This window comes from Massilia consociata (assembly GCF_042432755.1).
GTDB classification, from domain to species: domain Bacteria; phylum Pseudomonadota; class Gammaproteobacteria; order Burkholderiales; family Burkholderiaceae_D; genus Telluria; species Telluria consociata.
Genome location: NZ_JBHLWP010000009.1, coordinates 610,119 through 635,517, shown reverse-complemented (window position 1 = coordinate 635,517; position 25,399 = coordinate 610,119). Strand labels below are relative to the sequence as shown.

Sequence of the window (25,399 nt, the reverse complement as noted above, 5' to 3'; positions counted from 1 at the left end):
TGTAATCCTGTCATGGTAACCCAGGAACGGCACGCTGGACTGCGCAACGATTTCCACCACAGGCGGGATGGCCGTTTGATACACTATCGCCTTCGATTTTTCACCGAAGGCGAACAAGATGGCGCACCCGCTGGAACTTCGCGCATGCGCTCTGCACGCCCTGCTCGAGACCGACCCCGCAAGCAAGACCGCCGGCGTGGCGGCGCTGGCTGCTGCCTGCCGCGCCGGATACTGGACGGTGGACAGCAAGACGGAGCTTGTTGCCCCGGAGGGCATCCCCGGCCGTCCGGCCAGACCCGAACTGGTGCCGCCGCGCCTGGTCGGTCGCCGCTCGATGGCAACGGTCGAGGGCCGCGCCATGCTGGTGCATGCGCTGGCCCATATCGAGTTCAACGCCATCAACCTGGCGCTCGACGCGCTCTGGCGTTTCCCCGGCATGCCGCAGGATTATTACCTTGATTGGCTTCGGGTGGCGAGCGAGGAATCCCTCCATTTCGACATGTTGTGCGGGCACCTGGCCACCCTCGGCTTCCGGTATGGCGATTTTCCCGGGCACGACAGCCTGTGGGAGATGGTCGAGAAGACCACGGGCGACGTGCTGGCCCGTATGGCGCTGGTGCCGCGCACGCTGGAAGCGCGCGGCCTGGACGCGATCCCGCCGCTGCGCGCCAAGCTGGCGCAGGCCGGCGACCTGGAGGCGGCGGCCATCCTCGACGTGCTGCTGCGCGACGAAGTCGGGCATGTCGAGATCGGCAACCGCTGGTACCTGCATCTGTGCGGCCTGCGCGGACTCGAGCCGGTGTCCACCTATGCCGAGCTGACCGTCCGATACAAGGCGCCGGTGCTGAAAGGCCCGTTCAACCTCGACGCGCGGCGCCAGGCCGGCTTCAGCGAGGCGGAACTGGCGCGCCTTGCCTGAACCGAGGCAAGGCACGATTTCCATGGACTCCACCGCACAACCGGCAGTGCCGGCAGAGGCGGACAGGGCGCCGCCGCTGCAGGGCTTCCTGCTGACGCGCCACTGGCGCGACGGCGACGCCGGCACCGAAGTCGCATTCTGGCTGGCGACGGACAGCGGCCCGCGCTGCGTGCGCCTGCCGCCGCAGCCATCGGTGGCCTTCATCCCGATCGAGCAGCGCGCCGCCGCCGAACTGGTGGTCGCCGGGGAGCGCGGCTGCGAACTGCGCGAACTGGCGCTGTGCGATTTCCGCCACCGGCCCGTCCTTGGCCTGTACTGCCGCCAGTACCGCCAGCTGCTGCGCATCGAGAAGCGGCTGCGCGAGTTCGGGGTCGATGTCTACGAGGCCGACGTGCGCCCGCCCGAGCGCTACCTGATGGAGCGCTTCATCACGGCGCCGGTGCAGGTTTACGGCAGCCCCGATGGCACGGATCCCGGGTGCATCCGCGGCGCACTGAAACCGGGCGGCGGCTACCGGCCGCGGTTGCGCCTGGCCTCCCTCGACATCGAGACCAACCAGCATGGCGAGCTGTATTCGATCGCGATCGAAGGCTGCGGCCAGCGCCAGGTCTACATGCTGGGCGCGCCCAACGGCAGCGCGCATGCCGGCCTCGCGCTGGATTTCGCACTCGAATATTGCGAGAGCCGGCTGGCGCTGCTCGACCGGCTCGAGGAGTGGGTCGCGCGCCACGACCCGGACGCCATCATCGGCTGGAACGTGATCCAGTTCGATTTCCGCATGCTGGTGGCCGCCGCCGAGCGCTTGAGCCGGCCGCTGCGCCTGGGGCGCGACGGTAGCGCCATCGAGCACCGCGCGCATGGGCGGCAGGAGCACTTCTTCGTGTCCATCGCCGGGCGCCTGGTCATCGACGGGATCGAAGCGCTGCGCTCGGCGACCTGGAGCTTTCCCTCGTTCAGCCTGGAGTCGGTGGCGCAGGCCCTGCTCGGGGAAGGCAAGGCGATCGACAATCCGTACAGCCGCATGGACGAGATCAACCGCATGTTCGAGCAGGACAAGCCGGCGCTGGCGACCTACAACCTGAAGGATTGCGAACTCGTCACCCGCATCTTCGACAAGACCGGCCTGATTCCCTTCCTGCTCGAGCGCGCCAGCGTCACCGGGCTGGCGGTGGACCGCATGGGCGGTTCGGTCGCCGCTTTCGAGCACCGCTACATGCCGCTGATGCACCGCCAGGGCTTCGTCGCGCCCAACCTGGGGGATGTGGCTGCGGGCGACAGCCCCGGCGGCTTCGTCATGGACTCGCGTTCGGGCCTGTACGATTCGGTGGTGGTGCTCGACTACAAGAGCCTGTATCCGTCCATCATCCGCACCTTCCTGATCGACCCGGTCGGGCTGGTCGTGGGCCTGGCCGAGCCGGCCGCGGCGACCGTGCCGGGTTTTCGCGGCGGGCGCTTCTCGCGCACCCGCCACTGCCTGCCCGGCATCGTGCGCCAGGTGTGGGAGGGGCGCGAAGCGGCCAAGCGCGAGCGCAACGCGCCGCTGTCGCAGTCGCTGAAGATCATCATGAACGCGTTCTATGGCGTGCTGGGCTCGAGCGGCTGCCGCTTCTTCGACCCGCGCCTGGCCTCGTCGATCACGATGCGCGGCCACGAGATCATGCACCGCACGCGCGCGCTGATCGAGGAACGGGGCTACCAGGTGATCTACGGCGATACCGATTCGACCTTCGTGTGGCTGGGCCGCGCGCATGCGCAGGACGAGGCCGAGCGCATCGGCCGCTCGCTGGTCGAGCACGTCAACGACTGGTGGTGCGACCACCTGCGCGACGAATACGGCCTGGAATGCGCGCTCGAGCTGGAGTTCGATACCCACTACCGGCGCTTCCTGATGCCGACCGTGCGCGGCTCGGACGAAGGCAGCAAGAAGCGCTACGCCGGCCTGGTGACGCACCCGGACGGCAGCGAGGAAATGGTGTACAAGGGGCTGGAGACGGTGCGCACCGACTGGTCGCCGCTGGCGCAGCAGTTCCAGCAGGAGCTGTACCTGCGCATCTTCAAGAACCAGCCCTACGAGGCGTGGGTGGCCGACTACGTGGCGCGCACCCTACGCGGGGAGCTGGACGCGCTGCTGGTCTACCGCAAGCGCCTGCGCCGCGCGCTGGACGACTACGAGCGCAACGTACCGCCGCATGTGCGCGCCGCGCGCATGGCCGACGCCTACCATACGGGGCAGGGACGCCCGGCGCAGTACCGCAACGGCGGGTGGATCCGCTACGTGATGACCACTAGCGGACCGGAGCCGCTCGAGCTGCGCCGTTCGCCCATCGACTACGAGCACTACCTGACCAGGCAGCTGGAGCCGATCGCCGACGCGATCCTGCCTTTTCTCGGCGACAGCTTTTCGCGGCTGACCAGCCCGCAGGGCGCGCTGTTCTAGCGACCGCGCGGCGCATGCGCATTTGCTGTAGCCAAACGGTGTTAATGTAGCCACTTTCATCACGCGAGGGCGATCATGTTCAAGAAACTGGCAGCGGAAGCACTGGGCATCAGCGATATCGGCGTCATCGTCGGGCCCGCGGACTACAGCAAGGTCGATGCGGACGATTACCTCTTCAGCGAAGACGGCGAGCAGATCTTCTTCCTCATCAAGAGCAAGAAGGACGAATACTGCTTCACCAACCTGGCGCTGATCCACGTGGACGGCGATTCGGCGGTGTCGGCGAAACGCGCGATCAAGCGCTACGATTATGCGACCTACCAGGTCTCCGGCGTCAGCATCGAGACCGCCGGCACGCTGGACATGGACGTCGAGCTCAAGTTCAGCCTGGACAACACGCCGTTTTCCATCGACGTCAAGAAGGCGTTCATCGAACAGCTCAAGGACATCTATAAAGCCCTGATCTCGATCGGAAAGCAGCAGCGGCGCGAGGCGGTATGCCGCGAGAATGCGCTGCGGGCGCTGGAGGCCACGGCCTCGGTGCACAAGCTGAACATCGCGCCGGGCGCGGGCAGTCTCGTCACCCAGTATGGCGAACTGCTGGAAGCCCTGAACACGGCGATGCTCGACACCCACACCAGGCGCGATTACAGCGACGTGTTCGCCAAGTACATTCACAACTGAAGGTCGGCGTGCCGCCGTCAACAACAGGGAAGGGCGAGCACGCTGGCCTGGAGCGATTGTCCTGTCGCACATGAAAAACGGCCCGGCCGACAAATCGACCGGGCCGCCGGAACATGCTTCCTGCCTTAGTTATTGCAACCCATCGAGGCGATGCGGTCGTAGGCAGCCCGCGCCCTCACCAGGCCGTAGCCGTACTTGTCGTCGCGGCCCGGGGCGCCCAGGTCCTCTGCCGACTTGGCCAGCGTGCTGCGGATCTGGGCAGCGCTGCACTGCGGGAAGTAGCTCCACACCAGCGCAGCAACCGCGGAAGCGTGCGGCGTTGCCATCGAGGTGCCGTTGAAGTAGTCGTAGTTGCCGACCTTGACCGAGACGGTCGCCGACTGGCCCACCTGCGCGAGCATGGCGGCGCCTTCGGCCTGCGACGCAGCAACCGACGGAATCGAGGTCACGGTATCGCCCAGGGTCGGCGTCAGGCTGCCGGGCACGTTGTTGTACAGGATGGCGCCGACGCCGCCGCTGGCCTGGCAGTTGGCGACCTTGACGCCAAAGGCCAGTCCTGCGCCACGCGAGATCAGGCAGACCTTGCCGGCCATCGCCGGATTGACCGAGCCGCCGAAGCCGAAGTCGGCCAGCGGCGCGGTGACGGTCGCACGCGGCGAACCGGTGACCGAGCCGACTTCATAGGTGCTGGCGCCAACGGTCAGCGACGATACCAGCGCGGTGCCCATCGGCACGGTCGACAGGACACGCACGCCCGGCGCCGACAGTTCCACATTCGGGTTGTAGTTCGAGAAGCTTGCCCAGTTCTTGTCGCTGTCGAGTGCGCCCACCGAGACGACGCTCTGGTAGCCGGCCGGCCAGCGCGGCGCGGTGGTGCCGGCGTTGCTGGAAGCGGCGAACGACAGGATGCCCTTGGCCGCCAGCGCATCGAACGCGGCCTGCTCGGTGGCGCTCGGCGCCGGGCCGCTCAAGGACATGCTGATGATGTTCGCGCCGGCTTCGCCGCACTGGTTTGCCGCGTCGGCCAATTCGGACGAATAGGCCCAGCCGTCGGCACCGAACACCTTGACGATGTGCAGCTTCAGCTGGCGGTTCGGGATGACGCCCACCACACCGACGCCATTGTTGTTGAGGGCTGCGATGGTGCCCGCCACGTGGGTGCCGTGGCCGTTCTCGTCGGTGTGCCACCAGCCGGTGCCCGAGTCGTACTGGCCGGTCACGACGCCGTTGTTGTTCAGGTCCTCGTGGCTGCGGTCGTAGCCCGAATCGATGATGCAGATCTTGCGGTTGCCGGTCTTGGAGCCGCCGTTCGGCAGCTGGTCGGCCTGGGTCATGGTGATGCCATACGGGACCACCTGGCCCAGGAAATAGCTCTTGCCGGAAGCCGGGTTCGCAGCAGCGCTCAGCTCCGTCGAGCTGGTGTAGTCCGGGCTCATTTCCATCGACGGCAGGTAGCGCGGCGGGTCGACTTCGACGTAGGCGACGTTCTTGTCGCTGCGCAGTGCGTTGACCTGCTCGGCGGCCAGTTCGACCGACATGGCGTTCATGCCACGGATCTTGCGCTTCACGTTGCCGCGTGCGCGGACAACCGCAGCCTTCGCGTCATTGTCGGCGCCGTCCTTGAAGCCGACGATGTAGCGGGCTTGCGGCGCGGCGCTGGCGGTGCTGGAAGCCAGCCCAAGCACGGCAACCGAGCACAGCATTGAAAGGGTAGTGAGCGAAAGCGCGGTGGTGCGATATTTCATGTATGTCCCCAATCTTGTCATGTTGTAAAAACGACGTGGCCTGCTTCGTCGGCGCATGCCGGATAGGCATGGCGAGCTCGGCACAGAGCGATCCTAGGGGGAAGGGCGTGTCACCGTCAACCACATTTCCGGGCAATGTTCGATAAGTGTATTGAAACATGCACAGCGATTAAAAACGTTGACAGGCGCGGCAGGAAAAGGCAGTCGTTCGCATTATGTGCCGCCCGGAACGTTGAATATTCTGCTGCGCGATCACTGCGGCAGGTCGCTGCGGGGGTGGGGTTGGTTGTGTGGGCCGGTCGATTACAGGTTCCGGGGTGTGCGAAAACTTAATTCAAGGGCAACGTCGTGGAAGCCCAAGCGTTTGCACCGATGCAAGTGGGCTGTGGAGCGCAGCATGGAAAAGCCGCCCAGGCAGGGCGGCTTTTCGTGGTCGCGGCATCATCACTCTTCGTGGAAGGCTTCCTCGCGCTTCCTGCGCAGCGACGGCAACAGTACGATGCCGAGCGCGATGGCCGCCATCGCCAGCATCGTCGCGCTGATCGGGCTGGTGATGAATACCATCGGGTCGCTGTGCGAGAGCAGCAGCGCGCGGCGCAGGTATTCTTCCATCATCGGCCCGATGATGTAGCCGAGCAGCATCGGGGCCGGTTCGGCGCCCAGCTTGGCGCAGATGTAGCCGAACAGGCCGAACAGGGCCATGAGCCAGATGTCGAACTCGTTGTTGTTCAGGCTGAACACCCCGATCGCGCAGAACATCAGGATCGCCGGATACAGGCGGTGGTAGGGCACCAGGATCATCTTGACCCACAGGCCGATCAGCGGCAGGTTCAGGATGACGAGGAACAGGTTACCGAACCACATCGAGACGATCAGGCCCCAGAACAGCGCCGGTTGCTCGGACATCACGGCCGGCCCGGGCTGGATGCCCTGGATGATCATCGCGCCGATCATCAGGGCCATCACCGGATTGGACGGGATGCCGAGGGTGAGCATCGGGATGAACGAGGTCTGGGCGCCCGCGTTGTTCGCCGATTCCGGCGCCGCCACGCCTTCGATGGCGCCCTTGCCGAACTGCGCCGAATTCTTCGAGATCTTCTTCTCGATCGAGTAGGCCGAGAACGAGGCCAGCATGGCGCCGCCGCCCGGCAGGATACCCAGGGCCGAGCCGAGGAAAGTGCCGCGGAAGACCGGGGCGATGATGCGTTTGAAATCCTCCCTGGTCAACATCAGGCCCTTCACCTTCTTCATCAGGATGCTGCGGTCCTCGCCGTGCTCCAGGTTGCGGATGATTTCGCCGATGCCGAACATGCCCATGGCGACGATGACGAAGTTGATGCCGTCGGCCAGCTCGGGCAGGTCGAAGGTGTAGCGCTGCGCGCCGGAATTGACGTCGGTGCCGATCAGTCCCAGCAGCAGGCCGAGGATCACCATGCCGATCGCGTTGAGCAGCGAACCGCTTGCCAGCACCACCGAGGCCACCAGGCCCAGCACCATCAGCGAGAAGTATTCCGCGGGGCCGAACTGCAGCGCGAGGTCCGCGAGGGGCGGCGCGAACAGCGCGAGCAGGACGGTGGCAACGGTGCCGGCGAAGAAGGAGCCGATGGCGGCGGTGGCCAGTGCCTTGCCGGCGTTGCCGTTGCGCGCCATCTGGTAACCGTCGAGGGCCGTCACGACCGAAGACGATTCGCCCGGCAGGTTGACCAGGATGGCGGTGGTCGAGCCGCCATACTGCGCGCCGTAGTAGATACCCGCCAGCATGATGAGGGCCGAGACCGGCGGCAGGCCGAAGGTGACCGGCAGCAGCATTGCGATGGTGGCGATGGGGCCGAGGCCCGGCAGCACGCCGACGGCGGTGCCGACGAATACGCCCACCAGGCAGTAGAACAGGTTGGTCAGGGTGAAGGCGGTTTCCAGGCCCAGGCCGAGGTTGGTAAAGATCTCCATGTCTTACGTCCCTCCCAGCCAGGGGCCGATGACCGGCATCGGCAAGCCGAGCAGCTGGACGAACAGCAGGATGGCAAACAGGCTGAGCCCGGCGGCCAGGACCAGCGTGGGTACCAGCTTGAAGCGGTCGCTGGCATAAGCGCTCAGGAACACCAGCACGAAGGCGGCCACGCCCAGGCCGGCGCCGCGCATCAGCACGCCGAACAGGATCACCGCGGCCAGGATGATGACGATGTTCTTGATGTGGAACTTGCCGATGGCGTCATGCGCGCCGAGGCTGCGGCCGACGAATGAGCGGATGATGCCTGCCAGCCCGACAAGCGCGAGCAGGGCGCCGAGAACGGTCGGGAAGTACGCCGGGCCCATGCGGCCGGCGCTGCCCATCTCGTTGTCCTGGATGAACCAGATGGCCGCGAGGCCGAAACACAGGAAGATGATGCCGATCCAGAAATTCTTCGGATGGCGGACGATGGAAGCCACTGCGAACCCCTTGTTGCGTATTACCGGTTATGTCGAAGGGCAGCGCGGCCGGCCTGGCCGCGCTGCCCGCTGCTGCCGATGCGGGCCGATGCCGGCACCGGCAGGGATCAGTCGGCGTACTGGCCTGCCTTGGTGATGATCGGGCCCCAGCGGCCGATCTCGGCCTTCAGGTGGGCGCGCAGGGCTTCCGGACGGGCGCGCTCATCGGCCACGGGCTCGGTGCCGAGGTCGGCGAAACGCTGCTTGACGGTGGGGTCCTTCAGCGCCGCGCGCAGGGCATTCGAGAGGCTGTCGACGGCCGGCTTCGGCGTGCCCTTCGGCGCGTACAGGCCGTGCCACACCGCCACCTCGAAGCCGGGCAGGCCGGCCTCGCTCAGGGTCGGCACGTTGGGCATCGAGGCCAGGCGCGCCTTGGTGGTCACGCCGTAGACCTTGACCTTGCCGCTCTTGATCTGGCTGGTGGTGTTGGTGGTCTGGTCGCACATGAGGTCCACCTTACCGCCCAGCATGTCGTTCATGGCCGGGCCGGTGCCCTTGTATGGCACCGTGGTCAGCTGGACGCCGATGGCGGTCTGTAGCAGCATGCCGCACAGGTGCGACGCCGAGCCCAGGCCGGCGTTGGCGTAGGTGACCTTGGCCTTGTTTGCCTTCACGTAGGCCAGCAGTTCGCGGAAGTCCTTGGCGGGGAAGTTCTGCTTCGCAATCAGCGTCATCGGCACGTCGGTGACCAGGCCGATCGGCTCGAAGCTGTCCATCGCCTTGTAGCTCAGCTTGCGGTACAGGGCCGGTGCGGTCGAGTGCCCGATGTGGTGCAGGAAGATGGTGTAGCCGTCCGGCGCGGCCTTGGCCGCGCGTGCCGCGCCGATGGTGCCGCCGGCGCCGCCGACGTTCTCGACGATGATCTGTTGCTTGAGCGTCTTGCCCATCGACTGGGCAACCAGGCGCGCGACGGTGTCGGTCGGCCCGCCGGCGGCGAACGGCACGATCATCGTGATGGTCCTGGTCGGGTAGTTCTGGGCCGAAGCGCCCAGCGCGGTGGCGGCCAGGGCGATGGCCGCGACGGTGCGCAGGAAAGTGGTTTTCATCGGTGTCGTCCTCTAAGCTCGTGTTCGCTCGTTATGTGTATTGGCGACGCAAGACGCACTCGAGGGCGGGCCGCGGCGAAATCCAGCCGGCTTGCATGGAGCGCGTACATACGCAAGAGTTGTTGTACCAGCAAATGGTTAGATTTGCAACTACGTGAAAATGCGTATGACACAGTCGTAAATTTTTTTGAAAAAACTCACGTGATGATCTGGCGCAGGCGGACCGCATGATTGGCCAAAAAAAGACGGCCCACCAGATGGTGGGCGGCCATGCGATCAAGCCTGCTTCGGTTCCGGCACCGGGATCTCGTGGTCGCCCAGCAGGATCTTGTCCGGGGTGATGGGCGTGCTGCGGATGCGGCGCCCGGTCGCATGGAAGATCGCATTGGCGATCGCGGCCGAGGTCGAGACGATGCCGATCTCGCCGACGCCCTTGGCCCCGAGCTGCCTGCTGACCACGCGGTCGTCCTCGTCGGCGAAGATCACCTCGATGTCGTGCACGTCCGCGTTGGTGGCCACGTGGTACTCGGCATAGTTGTGGTTCATGAAGCGGCCGAAACGGTGGTCGGTGAAGCTTTCCTCGTGCAGGGCGTGGCTGATGCCCCACACGACGCCACCGACGATCTGGCTGGCGGCGGTCTTGGCGCTGATGATGCGGCCGGCCGCGACCGCATTGACCACGCGCGTGACGCGCACGATGCCGAGCTTTTCGTTGACGCGCACTTCGCAGAACACGGCCGAGTGCACGGCGCGCGTGTACTTGCGCTGCTTGAGCATCTGCGGCGTCATCATGAACTTTTCCTCGAGACGGTCGAGGCCGCTTGCCGCCAGCACGGCGCCCAGCGGGACGGCGGTCTCGGGACGGTGACGCAGCATCATGGCGCCGTCCTCGAAGGCGATGTCCTGCGGCCGCGCCTTCGCCAGCGGCGAACCCGGCATCGCCTTCGCCATGCGGATCAGGCGCTTCTTGAGCTTGTCGCAGGCGCCGTGCACGCCGCCGCCGACGGTGGCCACGTGCGAGGAACCGCCTTCGACCGGCGCGAACGGCAGGGTCGAGTCGCCCAGCTGGAAGCTCACCTGTTCCATGGGCAGGCCCATGCTCTCCGCCGCGATCATGGACATGACGGTATAGGTGCCGGTGCCGATGTCGGAAGCGGCGCTGCTGACCACCAGGCGCCCGTCCGCATGCAGCTGCGCGCTCACGCGCGCCACCATCACCAGCGAATCCCACATGCCGGTCGCCATGCCCCAGCCGATCAGTTCGTCCCCGTCGCGCATCGAGCGCGGCTCGATCGGCCGCCCGGCCCAGCCGAAGCGCTGCGCGCCCTTGTCGTAGCACTGGCCGAGCTCCTTGCTGGAATAGGGCTTGCCCTCGAGCGGATTCCTGTCGGCGTAGTTGATGCGCCGCAGTTCAAGCGGATCCATGCGCAGCTTGTAGGCCAGTTCGTCCATCGCCACCTCGAGCGCGTGCATGCCGTGGGCGGCGCCGGGCGCGCGCATGTCGATAGGGGAGTGGCGGTCGTGCGCCACCAGCTTGTAGCCCAGCTTGATGTTGTCGCAGGCGTAGAGCTGGCCGGACCAGTTCACCACCACCTCGACGTAGTCCTCCAGGCGCGAGGTTTCCTGGATCGCCTCGTGCACGATGGCCTGCAGCTTGCCGTCCTCGTTGGCGGCCAGCTGCACCTTCTGCCAGGTTTCCGGACGGTGCCCGAAGCTGAACATCTGCTGGCGGGTGAGCACCACGCGCACCGAGCATTCCAGGTGCAGTGCGGCCATCACGGCCAGCGTCAGCTGGTATTGCGGGCGCAGGCCGGAGCCGAAGGCGCCGCCGACGTAGGGATTGCGCACGGTGACCTTGTCCTTCGGCAGGCCGAAGGCGCGCGAGACGTACCAGCGGTTGTTCTGCGAGCTCTGGGTCTTGTCGTAGATGGTCAGGTGGCCGTCCTCGCCGCGCACCACCGTGGTCGCATGCATCTCCATCGGGTTGTGGTGTTCGACGCCATGGTAGAACTGCGATGCGATCTTCACCGGCGCCGCTTCGTACGCCTTGTCGGCGTCGCCCGTCGAGCTGGGTGGCGTGAAGCCGGCCTTGAGCGGACGCGGCTTGTAGGCCTGGTCGAGCGAGGCCAGCAGGTTGGTCTCGTGCGCTTCTTCCTGGTAGCTCACCCGCACCAGCTGGGCCGCGTGGCGCGCCGCCTCGAAGGTATCGGCCACCACCAGCGCCACCGGCTGGCCGCTGTAGAAGACCTGGTCGCTGTAGAGCGGACGGAAGGGCGAGCCGCCCGGTGCGGTCATGTCCTTGTAGGCCAGGTCGAAGCCGCGCACCTTCGGCCGGTTCAGGTGCGTGAGCACGGCCACCACGCCGGGAACGGCCAGCGCCCCGGCGGTATCGATGGCGGTGATGCGGCCCCGGGCGATGGTGCTGCTCGCCACCACGCCGTAACGCAGGCCCGGCGCATGGATCTCGGCGGCGTACTGCGCCTGGCCGGTCACCTTGGCGCGGCCGTCCACGCGCGAGACCGGCATGCCGCTCTTGACGCGGCCGGTGCCTTCCGGAGCACTCGGCGTGCGCAGTTCTGGAATCAGGTCGGTCATGTCGGTTCTCCCCGCTGTTCTCCGCTTGCTTGCCCGGCGCCGCGCGCGGCGGCGCTCAGGGCCTGGATGATGGTGTTGTGCGCGAGCGCCAGCTTGAAATCGTTCTGGCCGTAGCCCCGGGCGCCGTGCAGGACGATGTCGGCGGCGGCGCTGAAGCTTGCCTCGGTCGCCGGCTGGCCTGCGAGCGCCGCCTCGGCCGCCTCGACGCGCCAGGGCTTGTGGGCGACGCCGCCGAGGGCGATGCGGGCGGCACGGATGGTGCCGCCCGGCCCGCCGTCGAGGTCGAGGGCGGCCGCCACCGACACCAGCGCGAACGCATAGGACAGGCGATCGCGCACCTTGATATAGGCACAGTGCGCGGCGAATCGGCCGGCGTCCGGCAGGTCGATGTGGGTGATCAGTTCGCCCGGTTCCAGCGTGCTGTCGAGATCCGGACGATCGCCAGGCAGGCGGTGGAAGTCGGCAAAGGGGATGTCGCGCTCGCCGCTTGTCGAGCGCACGTGCACGACGGCGTCGAGCGCGCGCAGCGCGACGCACATGTCGGACGGGTGCGTGGCAATGCACTGTTCGCTGGTGCCGAGGATGGCCAGCTGGCGGTTCAGGCCTTCCCTGGCCGGGCAGCCTGAGCCGGGCGTGCGCTTGTTGCACGGCGTGCCGAGGTCGTAGAAGTAATAGCAGCGGGTGCGCTGGAGCAGGTTGCCGCCGTTGCTCGCCATGTTGCGCAGTTGGGGCGAGGCGCCGGCCAGGATTGCCGCGCTGAGCAGGGGGTAGCGGCTGCGCACGCGCTCGTCGTAGGCGGTGTCGGCGTTGCGGGCCAGGGCGCCAAGGCGCAGGCCGCCGTCCGGCGCGTCCTCGATGCGGTCCAGTCCGAGCGCGTTGATGTCGACCAGCCGGCCGGGGCGCATCACGCCTTCCTTCATCAGGTCGAGCAGGTTGGTGCCGCCCGCGACCGGCCGCGCGCCCACGCTTCCCGGGTCCGCCAGTGCCGCCAGCGCTGCCTCGATGTCGCCGGGTCGGGAAAAGGTGAACGGGTTCATGCGAGCACCGGACCGGTGGTGAACGGCTCGGCGCTATCGCCCGCGGCTTTGCCGGCGTTTTCGCCAGGCCTGCCGTCGATCCCCATCACCTGCATCACCGCCTGCGCGATCTGCGGGTAGGCGCCACAGCGGCAGACGTTGCCGCTCATGAGTTCGCGCACGTCGTCGGCGCTCCTGGCCTGGCCTTCCGCGATCAGCCCGGCGGCCGAACAGATCTGGCCGGGCGTGCAGTAACCGCACTGGAAGGCATCGCAGGCGATGAAGGCCTGCTGCAGCGGATGCAGGGCGTCGCCGTCGGCCAGGCCTTCGATGGTCGTTACCTCGCGGCCGTCCTGCATGACGGCCAGCGTCAGGCAGGAGTTGATGCGCTTGCCGTCGAGCAGGACGGTGCAGGCGCCGCACTGGCCATGGTCGCAGCCTTTCTTGGTGCCGGTGAGAAGCGCGCGTTCGCGCAGCAGGTCGAGCAGCGTCACCCAGGACGGGACCGTGAAATCGCGGTCCTGTCCATTGATGCGCAGCCGGATCGGGTATTCCTGGTGCAGGTCCATGGCCGTCCTTTCATGAGCGAAGCCACTACTTTAACCGTCTGCCAGCTGCCGTTCGGTTAGTTCACACACGTACGATCGGATCGGTACCTGTCCATGGGCAGGGTCTTCGCCCTTGCCCGGGCATGGCGATGCGCTCCACGATCGTTCCACGGAGCGCGCAGCTCAGGCGGCCCTGGACAGCGGCGCGGCTTGCGCGCCGGGCATCGGCAGCGCGAGCGACTCGACGCGGTTCCGGCCGTTGCGCTTCGCCGCATACATCAGTTTGTCGGCGGCGTCGATCAGCCCGGCGAGCGAGCCGGCGCTGCTGCTCGCCACGCCGAAACTGGCGGTCGTGTGGATCGGCACGCCATCCGGGCCGGCGTAGGCCGGCGTGTTGCCGAAACGGCCGCGCAGCCATTCGGCCAGGTGGGTCCCGGCCGCCAGGCCGGTGCCGGGCAGGATCACCAGGAACTCCTCGCCGCCATAGCGCACCACACTGTCGATGCCGTCGCGCGCGACGGTCCTGAGCAGCGAGGCAAACGCCAGCAGGACCGCGTCGCCGGCCGCATGGCCGTGGGTGTCGTTGATGCGCTTGAAATGGTCGATGTCGCACAGGATCACGCAGACGGGCTGGCCGTCGCGCAACAATGGCGATGCGGCGCCCAGCAGGTGCTCGTGCAGGTAGCGGCGGTTGTAGCAGCCGCTCAGGTGGTCGCGCTGGGCCGCGTTCTCCAGCACCACCCGCGCCCGGAACTCTTCCCGCGCCACCAGGTTGTAGCGCCGCGCCGCGAGCGCGCCGAAGGTGTTGACCAGGGCCAGCAGCATGCCCAGGGTCAGCATGTCCGGAAAACGCATGTCCGCCACCGCCAGCACCAGTAACAGGAAGGCGGCCGTGGATGCGGCCGCGATGGCCAGTGCATAGCCCAGCCGGTTGGGAATGTAGAGGTAGATCACCAGCAGCATGATGGCGAGCGACATCGCATGCCAATGGAACTCGTCGGGGCGGTGCACCGCGATCACCATGAAGCAGGCCAGCGCGACCACCTCGGCCACGCTGGCGGCAAGCCGGGCGGCGCCGATGGTGATCGGGTGCCGGTAGGCGAGCCAGGCGCAAGCGCCGGCAGTGACGGCGACCAGCAGGCGCGTACCCAGCAGCAGGGCCGTTTCCGGCACCAGCCCGAGGGCGGCGACGTCGGTGGCGAAAAACCCCAGGAAGTACAGGCTGCAGAACAGCAGGGTGCAGGCCAGCTGCGTCCGGGTGCGCGCGAGATGTTGGCCGAGGTAGGCGGTTTCGGTACGTCGGTCGTCGAATTCGCCAACCAGCGGGTCGATGGCGAGGGCGTCAGGGCTAAGGGGGCGGGCCACGGGTATCTGTCCATAAAGCGAAAGGCGCGGCGAAAGGAATGCGGCGTCCACGAATTGTGGCATCGCAACATGCTGTAAAGGCTCACGAAATGTAACTATCTGGCAACTACTCGTTGCGCTGCCCGTCTTTGCGACCGGGTACCTTCCGTTCCTGCCGTTCCGGCGGGATCCATCACGATCCCGGCGTGGATATCGAACGACCCCGCCGTCCCCCGGTCCAACCTCCATCTTTCCGGGCGAGCAGGCGATTTCAGGCGGGCGCGAGAACATGGCGGATACGGGCAAGGGAGAGACCGGCAGGACGGCAACCGGCGGATCGGCTTCGCGCATCGGCGCCGAGCTGTGGCAGGTGCTCGCCCGCCACCGCTGGCGCATCGCGGCGGCGGTCGTGCTGCTGCTGGTGGCCAAGCTGGCCACGGTGGCGGTGCCGCTGCTGCTCAAGCGGATCATCGACGCATTCTCGGTAGCCGAGTTGCCGGCCCGGCTGCCGATCTATCTGCTGGCCGGCTACGCGCTGCTGCGATTTTCCTCGACCCTGTTCAACGAATGGCGCGACCTGCTGTTCGTGCGCGTCACGCTGGCGGCGGTCTCGGCCTATGCGCAGAAGACCTTCGCGCACCTGCACGCACTCGGCCCGCGCTTCCACGCGCGCCGCAAGCTCGGCAGCCTGCTGCCGGACATCGACCGCGGCACCAGCGGCATCGCCTTCCTGCTGGGGGTCGGCCTGTTCACCATCGTGCCGACCCTGGTGGAGATCGGCCTGGTGCTGGCGATCATGCTCAGCCGCTACGAAGCGGGCTTCGCCGCCATCATCCTGGCGACCTTCCTGGTCTACGCCGGCTTCACGCTGGTGTTCACGGCGCGGCGCGTGGTATACCAGCGCCGCGTGAACAAGCTCGACTCCAAGGCCAAGGGGCGCCTGGCCGACAGCCTGATCAACTACGATACCGTCAAGCCCTTTACCAACGAGGCCCTGGAGTCCGAGCGCTTCGCCGGCATCATGCGCGACTGGCGCGAGGCGGGCGCGGGCAACCAGCGCGCGCTGTTCCTGCTCCACGTGGGACAGAGCGCGGTCATCGCGTTGGGCGTGGCGTCCATCATGCTGCTGGCCGGGCAGGCCGTGATGGCGCGCAGCATGAGCGTGGGTGACCTGGTGCTGATCAATGCCTACGCGCTGCAGGTCTGCCTGCCGCTGAACGCCCTCGGTTTCGTATACCGCGAGGCGCGCGACGCCTGGGTGAATGCCGAGCGGTTGTTCGAACTGTTGCGCGAGCGGCCCGAGATCGAGGATCCGCCCGGTGCGCCGCTGCTGCGCGCCGGACCGGGCGAAGTCGTGTTCGAGAACGTCAGCTTCGCTTACGAACCCACGCGCCCGGTGCTGGACGGCGTCAACCTGCGCATCGCGCCGGGCACCACGCTGGCCGTGGTCGGACGCAGCGGCTCCGGCAAGTCGACGCTGGCGCGCCTGCTACTGCGCTACTACGACCCGGGGAGTGGCCGCATCCTGGTGGACGGGCAGGACATCCGCCACGCCAGGGCGTCGAGCGTGCGCCAGGCCATCGGCGTGGTCCCGCAGGAGACGGCGCTGTTCAACGACACGATCGGCAACAACATCGCCTACGGCCGCATCGGCTGTACGCGCGAGGAAGTGGTCGCCGCCTGCCGCGCCGCCCACGTGCACGACTTGATCGACTCCTGGCCGCAGGGCTACGACACGCCGGTGGGCGAGCGCGGCGTGAACCTGTCGGGCGGAGAGAAGCAGCGCATCGCGATCGCCCGCGCCGTGCTCAAGAATCCGCCGATCCTGATATTCGACGAAGCGACCTCCGCACTCGACTCGGATTCGGAGCATGCGATCACGCAGGAGCTCGAACGGTTGTCGCACAACCGTACCACGCTGATCATTGCGCACCGGCTGTCGACCATCGTTGGCGCGCACGCGATCGTGGTCATGGACCGGGGACGGGTGGTGGAGCAGGGCACCCATGCCGAGCTGCTGCGGCGCAGGGGCATGTATGCGCGGCTGTGGCTGCTGCAGCAGCGGATGGACGAGGACAGTTCAGGCTGAGGTCACGGCGCTCAGGGGCCGCGGAAGACGATCGTCTTGTTCCCGTGAAGGAAAACGCGGCGCTCGATGTGGAACTTGACCGCCGCCGCCAGCGCCATGCACTCGTTGTCGCGCCCGACCCGCACCAGCTGCTCGGGCCGGAAGTTGTGGTCGACCCGGGTCACCATCTGCTCGATGATCGGGCCTTCGTCCAGGTCCGGCGTGACGTAGTGCGCGGTGGCGCCGATCAGCTTGACGCCGCGGTCGAACGCCTGGTGGTAGGGCTTGGCGCCCTTGAAGCCGGGCAGGAAGGAGTGGTGGATGTTGATGCAGCGCCCGCTCAGGCGGCGCGCCAGCTCGTCCGACAGGATCTGCATGTAGCGCGCCAGGATCACCAGCTCGGCGCGGGTCTCCTCGACCACTTCCAGCAGCCGCGCTTCCTGTTGCGCCTTGTTGTCCTTGTTCACCGGCAGGAAAATGAAGCGGATGCCCTCGCGCTCGACCATCGGGCGCAGGTCCAGGTGGTTCGAGACCACGGCCGTGATGGCCATGTTGAGCTCGCCGTTGCGGCGGCGGTACAGCAGGTCGTCGAGGCAATGGTCGTCCTTCGAGACCATGATCACGGTCTTGACCGGGTCGACCGGGTCGTGGATCTTCCACTGCATTTGCAGGGGGGCGGCGACAGCGCTCGCGAACTGCTCGCGGAGCTCGTCGATGGCAGGCGAGCCCGCCTGGCGGCGGAACACGGCGCGCATATAGAAGCGCTCGGTCGAGTCGTCGTCGAACTGCTCCAGCGCGCAGATGTAGCAGTCGCGGCTGGCCAGGAAGCTGGCGACGGCGGCGACGATGCCGATGCCGGCGCGGCAACTGGCGTTGAGGATGTACTCGGTGGGGGCGTGCGGCAGTGGATTGGGGGTCATGCGGTCGTCCTGTACTTGCGCGAATGGGTGGCCGCCTGCGCATTTGCGCGGGGGAGCGAGGGCGTTGCGGTGGTTGACCGCTTGCCGCTGGCGCCGCCGTGCAAGCCTCGTGGACGAAGCAGACGTTGTCAATCAGATAGCATGCTTGATGAGACCGGTCCCGTCAAGACGCGCACGCTACGGGGAAAGCCCGGCTGGCTCAGGGCGCAACCGCCTGGACCAGCGCCTGCCGCACCGCTTCGACCAGGTCGGCAGGGGACAGCGGCTTGTTCATCACCCGCACGTTGGCCTCCGCCAGCGCCACCTCCGCGCCGTAGGCGGTCACGACCAGGGCCGGCAGTCCCGGGTTGGCCACGCGCAGGCGCGCGACCAGCTCGCTGCCGGACAGGCCGGGCATGCGGTAGTCGGTCACCAGCAGGTCGAACGCTCCGGCGCCGGCTGCGGCGACCGCCGCGACCGGATTCGTGGCCGCCGTGACCTGGAAGCCGGCACGTTCGAGGTAGCGCCGGAACACGTACACGATCGCTTCCTCGTCATCCACAAGCAGGATATGCGCCAATGTCAGCCCTCGTGCTGGAAATCGCCCGCCGGGTCCGCGCCCGGCCCGGCGCGCCGGTCGACCTTCAAGGCTTGCCGGATACGCTCAGCGAGTTCGTTCAGGCGGTAAGGCTTGGTCAGGATCGGGAAGGCGGCGGTGGCGTCCTTGGTCGCGGGCAGCGCGTCGATGTAGCCGGTGGCGAGCAGCACGGGCACTTCCGGCTGGCGCTCGCGCACCAGTTCGGCCAGGCGCAAGCCGTTCATCCCGCCGGGCATGATGATGTCGGTGAACAGCAGGTCGACCGAGCCATAGCGGTCCATCGTCTCCAGCGCGGCTTCGCCGCTGGCGGCCGAGAGCACGCGGTAGCCGCAGCCGCGCAAGTGCGTCTCGGCGAGCTGCCGCACTTCCTCGCTGTCGTCCACGACCAGGATCGTCTTCTTGCCGAGGATCGCCTCGGGCGTCCACCTGGCGCCGTTGCCCATGCGTTCGCCCATGATCTCGAGGCCCGATTTCGCAGCCTGCGGGAAGATCATGCGGATGGTCGTGCCCTGTTGCGGCGCACTGTCGATCTCGAGCCGCCCGTGCGACTGCTGCACGAACCCGTGCACCATCGCCAGTCCCAGTCCGGTGCCGGGGCCCTTGGTGGTGAAAAAGGGCTCGGTGGCGCGCGCGGCGACTTCCGGCGACATGCCTTCGCCTTCGTCGATCACGCAGATCACGACGTAGCGTCCCGGCGCCAGGCGTAGGCGTTCCAGCCGCTCGCCGTCTTCCATGATCGAGGTGGCGACCGTGACCTTGCCGCCATTGGGCATGGCGTCGCGCGCGTTGATCAGGACGTTGAGCAGGGCCATCTCCATGTGCGTCGGGTCCAGCGTGCAGGAGGGCAGGCCGGGCTTCAGGTCGAGGTGCAGGTCGACCTTGTCGCCCAGGGTGCGCACCAGCATCTCGCTGAACTCGACCACCAGGGAATTGAGGTTCAGGCGCCTGGGCTCGAGCCGCTGCTTGCGCGCGAAGGTGAGCAACTGCTGGGTGAGCTTGCCCGCCTTGTCGCTTGCCAGGCGCGCCTGGTCGATGGCCTGGCCGACGGTGATGCGGTCGTCCAGGTCGCTTGCCGCCAGCTCGAGGTTGCCGGCGATGACTTGCAGCAGGTTGTTGAAGTCGTGGGCCAGGCCGGCGGTGAGCTGGCCGATCGCTTCCATCTTCTGCGCCTGCAGGTAGGACTGCTCCGAAACGCGGCGCCGCGTGATGTCCATCTGCGAAGCGAAGAAGTACAGCAGCTTGCCCGCTTCGTCGAACACCGGACCGATGAACAGGCCGTTCCAGAAGGGGCGGCCGTCGGCCTTGTAGTTGAGGATGTCCACGGCCACCGCGCGCTGCTCGCGCAGGGCGGCGCGGATCTCTTCCACCGTGTTCGGGTCGGTCTGCTCGCCCTGCAGGAAGCGGCAGTTGCGGCCGAGGACTTCATGTTCCTCGTACAGGGTCAGGTCGAGGAAGGCGCGGTTGACGAAGGCGATCGGGTTGTCCGGCTGGTTCGGGTCCGTCACCACCATCGGCATGCGGGTCATTTCAATGGCGGCAAAGAAGATGTTGCCGCGTTCCTCGAAGCCGGGTCGCGAAATCTGGCTTGCCTGCCAGTGGCGGATGCCGGGATCGCCGAGGGGATTGTAGCTGCTGCCTTCGAGCTCGCCGGCGGAGAGCGTGCCCGCGCTCTGGCCGTGGCCGGACGTCTGGTCCTGCGGTAGCTGGTTCCGTTCTTCTTTGCTGCTTCCTGTTGTCACCTGGCCCTCCTTGGATTGGATGAAGGCCAGCGCCTGACTGGAAGGGTGGGCTTCGATGTCAAATTATAGCAATAGAAATGTTACAGGTTAAAAATTTGACGAAATTGCCAGGGCGGAAAGCTTAGTCGCGGAACAGGTGCGTGAACGTGCGGCTCACCGGGAGCTTCTCGTCGCAGCCGCGCAGCAGCACCTGCATGCGCTCCGCATCGAGCCGTTCGACAGCCGCGATGGCGCGCACGTTCACCAGTGTCCCGCGGTGGATCTGCCAGAAGCGGTCGCGGTCCAGTCCGCCCAGCAGGTCCTTCAGCGCGATGCGCACCAGCGCTTCCGAATCGGTCAGCACCACGCGGGTGTACTTGGTATCCGACTGGAAGAACAGCACCTCGTCCACGTCGATCAGGCGGATCTGGCGGCCGACCGTCGCCTTGATCCATTTCATTTTTTCGGTGCGGGCGCCGGGCAGGGCGGTCCTCAGGTGCTGCAGCAGGTCGCCCAGATCGGCGGGCGGTTTGCTGAGCTTGGAACGGATGCGCGCCACCGCCCGTTCCATGCGGTCGGACTGTACCGGCTTGAGCAGGTAGTCGACCGCGCCGGCATCGAAGGCTTCGACCGCGTACTGGTCGTAGGCGGTGACGAACACCACGTGCGCGCCGTCGCCGATGCGTTCGGCCACTTCCAGGCCGGACAGGCCCGGCATGCGGATGTCGAGGAAGGCGACGTCCGGCTCGTGCTCCAGGAAGCCGTCCCAGGCGTCGTTGCCGTTCTCGGCCTGGACGACGACCTGCGCCTCGGGCCAGTGCGTACCCAGCAGCCCCAGCAGCCGCTCGCGCATCAGCGGTTCGTCCTCGGCGATCAGTACGCGGGTCATGCAGGCTCCTTCATCGATACGGGAATCTTCAGCTCGGCTACCAGGCCGGGGTCGGCATCGCGCAGGCTCAGGCTGGCAGCTTCGCCGTAGGCCAGTTGCAGGCGGCGGCGCACGTTGTCGAGGCCGTTGCCGTCGCCCGTGCCGTTATCAGCGGCGGTGTTCATCCCGACACCGGTATCCTGGACGCGCAGAAGCAAGGAGCCGTCGTGCGCGGCGGCGCTGATGCGGATTTCGCCGCCGCGCAGCGAAGGTTCGATCCCGTGCTTGATCGCGTTCTCGGCCAGGGTCAGCACGATCATGCTCGGCACCTGTGCGCTTTCCAGGTGCGCGGGGAGCGAGACCTCGAAACGCAGGCGCGCCCCCATCCGGGCCTGCATCACGCGCAGATAGGATGCAACGGTGAAAAATTCGTTGCCCAGGCTTACCTGTTCGCAGCGCATGTCGCTGAAGCTGGCACGCAGGAAAGCGATCAGGTCCGCGGTGAGGGCGGCGGCGCGCGGAGCCCCGTCCGCGGCCAGTTGCTGCACCGCGCCGAGCGTGTTGAAGAGGAAGTGCGGCTCGATCTGCGCGCGCAGCATGCGCAGCCGGGACTCGCTCAGCTCGCGCGCCATGCGTTCGCGTTCGGCTTCGCGCTGCAACTGCGCCGCCTGTTCCATCAACTGGCGCCGGCGCCAGGCGCTGACCGCCAGCGTCGGGACCGCCAGCACCAGCCCGCCCACGATGGCCCCGACCAGGAGTTTCGACACGCGCGGGTAGATGAATTCGAGCGGCTTTCCGTCGGCAAGCATGAAGGCGGCGAATCCGCAGAAAGCACCCAGCAATGTACCGCCGACGGCGCCGATGACGACCTGGCCCTTGGCCTTCAGTATCAGGTTGGGTGCAAGCCACAAGGAGATCGCGCCGCTGATCAGGAGGAAGCCGGCCAGATTCGCCGCGACGACTGCCGCGACCAGGCCGGGCGCACCGAAGGCGAGGTGCACGAGGGCGCCGAGCAGCGTGAACAGGGCTGCCCACTTGGCGAGCGCCTTGTGCAGCCGGGGGCCGCGGTAGGCCATACTGAATGCCCGGAGCCGCTCGCGTTCGATCGGCGTCATCGCCGCCAGTTGCTTGGCGTTCCAGCGGCGCCAACCCGGCCTGACCTGCTCCGCCAGTTCGGGGCGTTCGAGTACCGCGATCTGTTCCATCTCCAATTCGTCATACCAGTCGACCAGCCTGCGCCACATGATGTCCCCCTTTGTTCAATACTATACGGCAATGAACTCAGTGTAGGAGATGGTCCTTATCGAAGGAAGCCGAGCGGGACGAACGACGGGGATGGGGGAACGAACGACGAAAACGGCGGCGTGCTACCATGCCGCCTTTTGACATCGGTCATGCACCAGTCCCGCCACCAGATCCGCACCATGCGCCGCGCCGACCTCGAGGCCATCCTCGGCCTGCAGGCCGCGTGCTATCCGCCTGCCATGCAGGAGCCCGCAAAGGTGGTGCGGGCACGGATGCAGGCCGCGGGCGACACCTGCGCGGTGGCGGAGGACGAAGCGGGCTTGTGCGCCTACCTGTTCGCCTATCCGAGCCGGCCGGGAGCGGTCACGCCGCTCGGCGCGCGGTTCGAGGTGGCGCCGGATGCCGACACGCTCTACCTGCACGACTTGGCGGTGGCGCCGCGGGCGCATGGGCGCGGCCTGGCGCGGGCGCTGGTCGGCCACCTGCTGGAACTGGCGCGTACGCGGGGCATGTCATCGTCGGCGCTGGTGTCGGTGCAGGATACGGCGGGCTTCTGGCAAGCGCTGGGCTACCGCGATGCTGCCGCCGCCTGCCCGGCGGCGCGCGCCGCGCTCGCCACCTACCCGGGCCTGGCGCGCTACATGACGCGCGCCCTCGAACGGTGATTACTGGACCCGGCGTACCTTCGCCGAACTGTTCGTCCCTTCCACCTTCAGGAACAGCGTGCCGAACATGTTGCGTTCGATCGTGACCCTGGCGTCGCGCGTGGGCGGGAGGACGGCTTCGCTGCCGTCGGTGATGCGCCACACCTGGCCGTTGGCCAGGCGGATCTGCGAGCCCGGTCCCCAGCCCTCGAAGTTGCCGACGACGGTGCTGGTGATCGACTTCGGCTGTTCCTCGCGCTGCTTCACCGCTTCCATGCCGAAGTTCTCTTCCTTGCTGCGTGCCGGCGCGGCGGCGCCGGCCGGTGCCGCGGCGGCAGGGCGTGCGCCGACCTCGATGGCGTCGTAGCAGCGCAGGCGGGCGCCGGTATCGGCCAGCGCACGGCATGTCAGGATGGCCTGGTCGGCCACGGCGGCGTTGGCGGCCGGGACGGCGCCGGACGCGAGGAGCAGGGACAGGGACAGCAGGGGCAGGGCTTTCATCGTCATCCTTCGATAGGGTTGCACAGCCCGGCGATTATACCGGTCCGTGCGCGGGCCCCGCATGCCGCGGATGCGCGGTGGCGCCGGTTCAGGCAGTCGCCGCGGCCCGGGCCATGTTCTCGCGGATGAAGGCGGCGCAGTCTTCCGGCGACAGCGGCTTCGAATAGAAGTAGCCCTGCAGCTGGTCGCAATCGGCCTTGCGCAGCGCCGCCACCTGCTCCGCCGTCTCGCCGCCCTCGGCGATCACGGCCAGCTGCAGGCGGTGCGCCATCGCGACGATCGCCTGCACGATGGCGAGCGACTCGGCGCTGTGCCCCATGTCCTGCACGAAGGACTTGTCGATCTTGAGCTTGTCGAGCGGCAGGCGCTTGAGGTAGGCGAAGCTGGAATAGCCGGTGCCGAAATCGTCGATACTGAGGATCACGCCGAGCTTGCCCAGTCCCTCCATGACGACCACGCTGCGCTCGGGGTCGGCCATCGACACGCTTTCGGTCAGTTCGAGCTCCAGCAGTTCCGGCGGCAGGCTGGTCGTCTGCAGCAGTTCGGCCACCGTCGCGATCACGTCGCTTTGCAGGAACTGGCGCGCCGACAGGTTGACCGCGACCGGCGCCAGCGCCAGCCCCTCGTCGCGCCATCCGGCCAGCTGGGCAACCGCGGTGCGCATCACCCAGTCGCTGATCGGCACGATCAGGCCGGTCTCTTCGGCGATCGGGATGAATTCGTCGGGCGGGATCACGCCGTATTCCGGGTGGCGCCAGCGGACCAGGGCCTCGAATCCGGAAAGGAGCCCGCTGCGCAGGCACAGCTTCGGCTGGTAGTGCACGAACAGCTCGCCCTGCGCGAGGGCACGGCGCAGGTGGCTCTCCAGCGTCAGGCGGCGGCTGTTCTCGGTGCGCAGCGCCCGCGAATAGGGCTGGATCTCGCCGCGGCCCTGCGCCTTGGCATGGCGCATCGCCGTCACCGCGTTGTTCAGCAGGGCGTCGGCGTCGTCGCCGTCCTTCGGCATCAGCGCGGTGCCGATGCTGAACGTGAGGGCGATCTCGCCGCCCGGCGCCGGGATGGCGCGGTTGGCCACCGCCATGATGCGCTCCAGCGCACGTTCCGGCTCGGGGTGGTCGCTCCGGGCATGCAGCAGGATCAGGAACTCGTCGCTGCCGGAGCGTGCCAGCAGGTCGCCTTCGCGCAGCAGCGCCTGGACGCTGCGGGCGATGTTCACCAGGATCTCGTCGCCGGCCCGGTGGCCGAGCAATTCGTTGAAGCGCTTGAACCGATCGATGTTGAGGCAGGCGACCAGGGCGGGACGGCCGTGTTCGCGGCAGCGTGCAATGCTGGCCTGGATCGCACGCACCATTTCCTGGCGGTTGGGCAGCCCGGTCAGCACGTCGTGTGCCACCAGCCATGCCAGTTCGCCGGATTCCGCGGCCCGCTCCGGCCTGGCGTCCGCGCCACGCAGCTGTTCGCTGAGCGCCTGCGCGGCGATGGCAAGCTGGCGGTGGTACACCAACTGCTCGACCGTGCGCGCGAGGTCGCGCAGCGCGTCCAGTTCGGCCGGGCCGATCTGGCGCGGGCGCCGGTCGATGACGCACAGGGTGCCGATCTTCTTGCGCTCGATCGAGTACAACTGGATGCCCGCATAGAAACGCAGGTGCAGCGAGCCGGTCACCAGCGGATTGTCGAAGAATCGCGCATCCTGCGCCGCATCGGGCACGACGAACGGCTCGTCGGTGGTAATGGCATGGGCACAGAAGGAGATCTCGCGCGGCGTTTCACAGGCATCGAGTCCGGTGCGTGACTTGAACCACTGGCGGTCCTTGTCGACCAGCGAGACGAGCGCGATCGGCACGTCCAGCAGGCGCGCGGCGGTACGGGTGATGCGATCAAAAGTTTCTTCAGGGGCACTACCAAGGAGCTTGGTAGCGTGCAGCGCGGCAAGGCGCTGCGCTTCATCCAGTGGGATGCGGGGTCGGTCCATTCCTTGCCTTCCGTAGCGGAACAGGCTTGTGTTCCGTACATGTATTACGCCAGAATCGCTGGCAGTTTGCAATGTTGATGCAGGCA

At 67.2% G+C, this 25,399-nt stretch carries 20 protein-coding genes; 5 read left to right on the top strand and 15 right to left on the bottom strand.

The features are described from left to right. Nucleotides 1–118: 118 nt before the first annotated feature. The 3 genes from ACFFJK_RS09835 (at nucleotide 119) to ACFFJK_RS09825 (ending at nucleotide 4,040) form a co-directional block, all read left to right on the top strand. A complete protein-coding gene (locus tag ACFFJK_RS09835; protein WP_379678931.1) occupies nucleotides 119–919 on the top strand; it encodes a ferritin-like domain-containing protein in 801 nt (266 codons plus the stop codon). Nucleotides 920–941: 22 nt separating this feature from the next. Next, nucleotides 942–3,356 carry a DNA polymerase II gene (locus ACFFJK_RS09830; RefSeq protein ID WP_379678930.1) on the top strand — a complete coding sequence of 805 codons (2,415 nt, stop codon included), beginning with the start codon at nucleotides 942–944 and terminating at the stop codon, nucleotides 3,354–3,356. A 75-nt stretch (nucleotides 3,357–3,431) separates the two neighbouring features. Then, nucleotides 3,432–4,040: a PH domain-containing protein gene (locus tag ACFFJK_RS09825; RefSeq protein ID WP_379678929.1), complete on the top strand. Its 609-nt coding sequence runs from the start codon at nucleotides 3,432–3,434 to the stop codon at nucleotides 4,038–4,040. A gap of 125 nt (nucleotides 4,041–4,165) precedes the next feature. Here the strand turns inward: ACFFJK_RS09825 and ACFFJK_RS09820 are convergent, their stop codons facing one another. The 8 genes from ACFFJK_RS09820 to ACFFJK_RS09785 all read right to left on the bottom strand — a co-directional run bounded on the left by ACFFJK_RS09820 (nucleotide 4,166) and on the right by ACFFJK_RS09785 (nucleotide 14,821). After that, nucleotides 4,166–5,785 (bottom strand): S8 family serine peptidase, encoded by a 1,620-nt coding sequence (locus ACFFJK_RS09820; protein WP_379678928.1) that lies wholly within the window; start codon nucleotides 5,783–5,785, stop codon nucleotides 4,166–4,168. 444 nt (nucleotides 5,786–6,229) lie between these two features. Further along, nucleotides 6,230–7,732 (bottom strand): tripartite tricarboxylate transporter permease, encoded by a 1,503-nt coding sequence (locus tag ACFFJK_RS09815; protein ID WP_379678927.1) that lies wholly within the window; start codon nucleotides 7,730–7,732, stop codon nucleotides 6,230–6,232. A 3-nt stretch (nucleotides 7,733–7,735) separates the two neighbouring features. Beyond that, nucleotides 7,736–8,212, bottom strand: coding sequence for a tripartite tricarboxylate transporter TctB family protein (locus ACFFJK_RS09810; RefSeq protein WP_379678926.1), 477 nt, complete (start codon nucleotides 8,210–8,212; stop codon nucleotides 7,736–7,738). A gap of 107 nt (nucleotides 8,213–8,319) precedes the next feature. Further along, nucleotides 8,320–9,297, bottom strand: coding sequence for a tripartite tricarboxylate transporter substrate binding protein BugD (locus tag ACFFJK_RS09805; protein WP_379678925.1), 978 nt, complete (start codon nucleotides 9,295–9,297; stop codon nucleotides 8,320–8,322). Nucleotides 9,298–9,573: 276 nt separating this feature from the next. Then, nucleotides 9,574–11,892 carry a xanthine dehydrogenase family protein molybdopterin-binding subunit gene (locus ACFFJK_RS09800; RefSeq protein ID WP_379678924.1) on the bottom strand — a complete coding sequence of 773 codons (2,319 nt, stop codon included), beginning with the start codon at nucleotides 11,890–11,892 and terminating at the stop codon, nucleotides 9,574–9,576. Then, nucleotides 11,889–12,929: an FAD binding domain-containing protein gene (locus ACFFJK_RS09795; protein WP_379678923.1), complete on the bottom strand. Its 1,041-nt coding sequence runs from the start codon at nucleotides 12,927–12,929 to the stop codon at nucleotides 11,889–11,891. Before ACFFJK_RS09795 ends, ACFFJK_RS09800 begins: the two co-directional genes overlap by 4 nt. Continuing rightward, the gene (locus ACFFJK_RS09790) at nucleotides 12,926–13,477 is read right to left on the bottom strand and encodes a (2Fe-2S)-binding protein (RefSeq protein ID WP_379678922.1); all 552 of its coding nucleotides are present in this window, start codon (nucleotides 13,475–13,477) and stop codon (nucleotides 12,926–12,928) included. Before ACFFJK_RS09790 ends, ACFFJK_RS09795 begins: the two co-directional genes overlap by 4 nt. Nucleotides 13,478–13,639: 162 nt before the next feature. After that, nucleotides 13,640–14,821 (bottom strand): GGDEF domain-containing protein, encoded by a 1,182-nt coding sequence (locus ACFFJK_RS09785; RefSeq protein ID WP_379678921.1) that lies wholly within the window; start codon nucleotides 14,819–14,821, stop codon nucleotides 13,640–13,642. Nucleotides 14,822–15,089: 268 nt separating this feature from the next. On the opposite strand from ACFFJK_RS09785, the gene ACFFJK_RS09780 reads away from it, so the two are divergent. After that, a complete protein-coding gene (locus ACFFJK_RS09780) occupies nucleotides 15,090–16,889 on the top strand; it encodes an ABCB family ABC transporter ATP-binding protein/permease (protein ID WP_379678920.1) in 1,800 nt (599 codons plus the stop codon). An 11-nt stretch (nucleotides 16,890–16,900) separates the two neighbouring features. Here ACFFJK_RS09780 and purU read toward each other — a convergent pair whose 3' ends face one another. From purU to ACFFJK_RS09755, 5 genes are all read right to left on the bottom strand, one after another. Next, entirely contained in the window at nucleotides 16,901–17,788 is an 888-nt protein-coding gene (gene purU / locus ACFFJK_RS09775; RefSeq protein ID WP_379678919.1) for a formyltetrahydrofolate deformylase, read from the bottom strand. 199 nt (nucleotides 17,789–17,987) lie between these two features. Beyond that, nucleotides 17,988–18,329: a response regulator gene (locus ACFFJK_RS09770; protein WP_379678918.1), complete on the bottom strand. Its 342-nt coding sequence runs from the start codon at nucleotides 18,327–18,329 to the stop codon at nucleotides 17,988–17,990. Between the two features lie 20 nt (nucleotides 18,330–18,349). Next, entirely contained in the window at nucleotides 18,350–20,104 is a 1,755-nt protein-coding gene (locus ACFFJK_RS09765) for a histidine kinase famiy protein (RefSeq protein ID WP_379678917.1), read from the bottom strand. Between the two features lie 121 nt (nucleotides 20,105–20,225). Then, nucleotides 20,226–20,972, bottom strand: a complete 747-nt coding sequence (locus ACFFJK_RS09760; protein WP_379678916.1) for a LytR/AlgR family response regulator transcription factor — start codon at nucleotides 20,970–20,972, stop codon at nucleotides 20,226–20,228. Continuing rightward, nucleotides 20,969–22,195, bottom strand: a complete 1,227-nt coding sequence (locus ACFFJK_RS09755) for a sensor histidine kinase (RefSeq protein ID WP_379678915.1) — start codon at nucleotides 22,193–22,195, stop codon at nucleotides 20,969–20,971. The genes ACFFJK_RS09760 and ACFFJK_RS09755 overlap by 4 nt, the downstream gene beginning before the upstream one ends. Before the next feature lie 150 nt (nucleotides 22,196–22,345). Between ACFFJK_RS09755 and ACFFJK_RS09750 the strand changes: the two genes are divergently transcribed. Next, nucleotides 22,346–22,861 carry a GNAT family N-acetyltransferase gene (locus tag ACFFJK_RS09750; RefSeq protein WP_379678914.1) on the top strand — a complete coding sequence of 172 codons (516 nt, stop codon included), beginning with the start codon at nucleotides 22,346–22,348 and terminating at the stop codon, nucleotides 22,859–22,861. On the opposite strand, the gene ACFFJK_RS09745 is transcribed toward ACFFJK_RS09750, so the two are convergent. Next, complete coding sequence (locus ACFFJK_RS09745) at nucleotides 22,862–23,341, bottom strand: hypothetical protein (RefSeq protein ID WP_379678913.1); 480 nt, start codon at nucleotides 23,339–23,341, stop codon at nucleotides 22,862–22,864. A gap of 88 nt (nucleotides 23,342–23,429) precedes the next feature. Beyond that, nucleotides 23,430–25,313, bottom strand: coding sequence for a putative bifunctional diguanylate cyclase/phosphodiesterase (locus ACFFJK_RS09740; RefSeq protein WP_379678912.1), 1,884 nt, complete (start codon nucleotides 25,311–25,313; stop codon nucleotides 23,430–23,432). Nucleotides 25,314–25,399 lie beyond the last annotated feature (86 nt).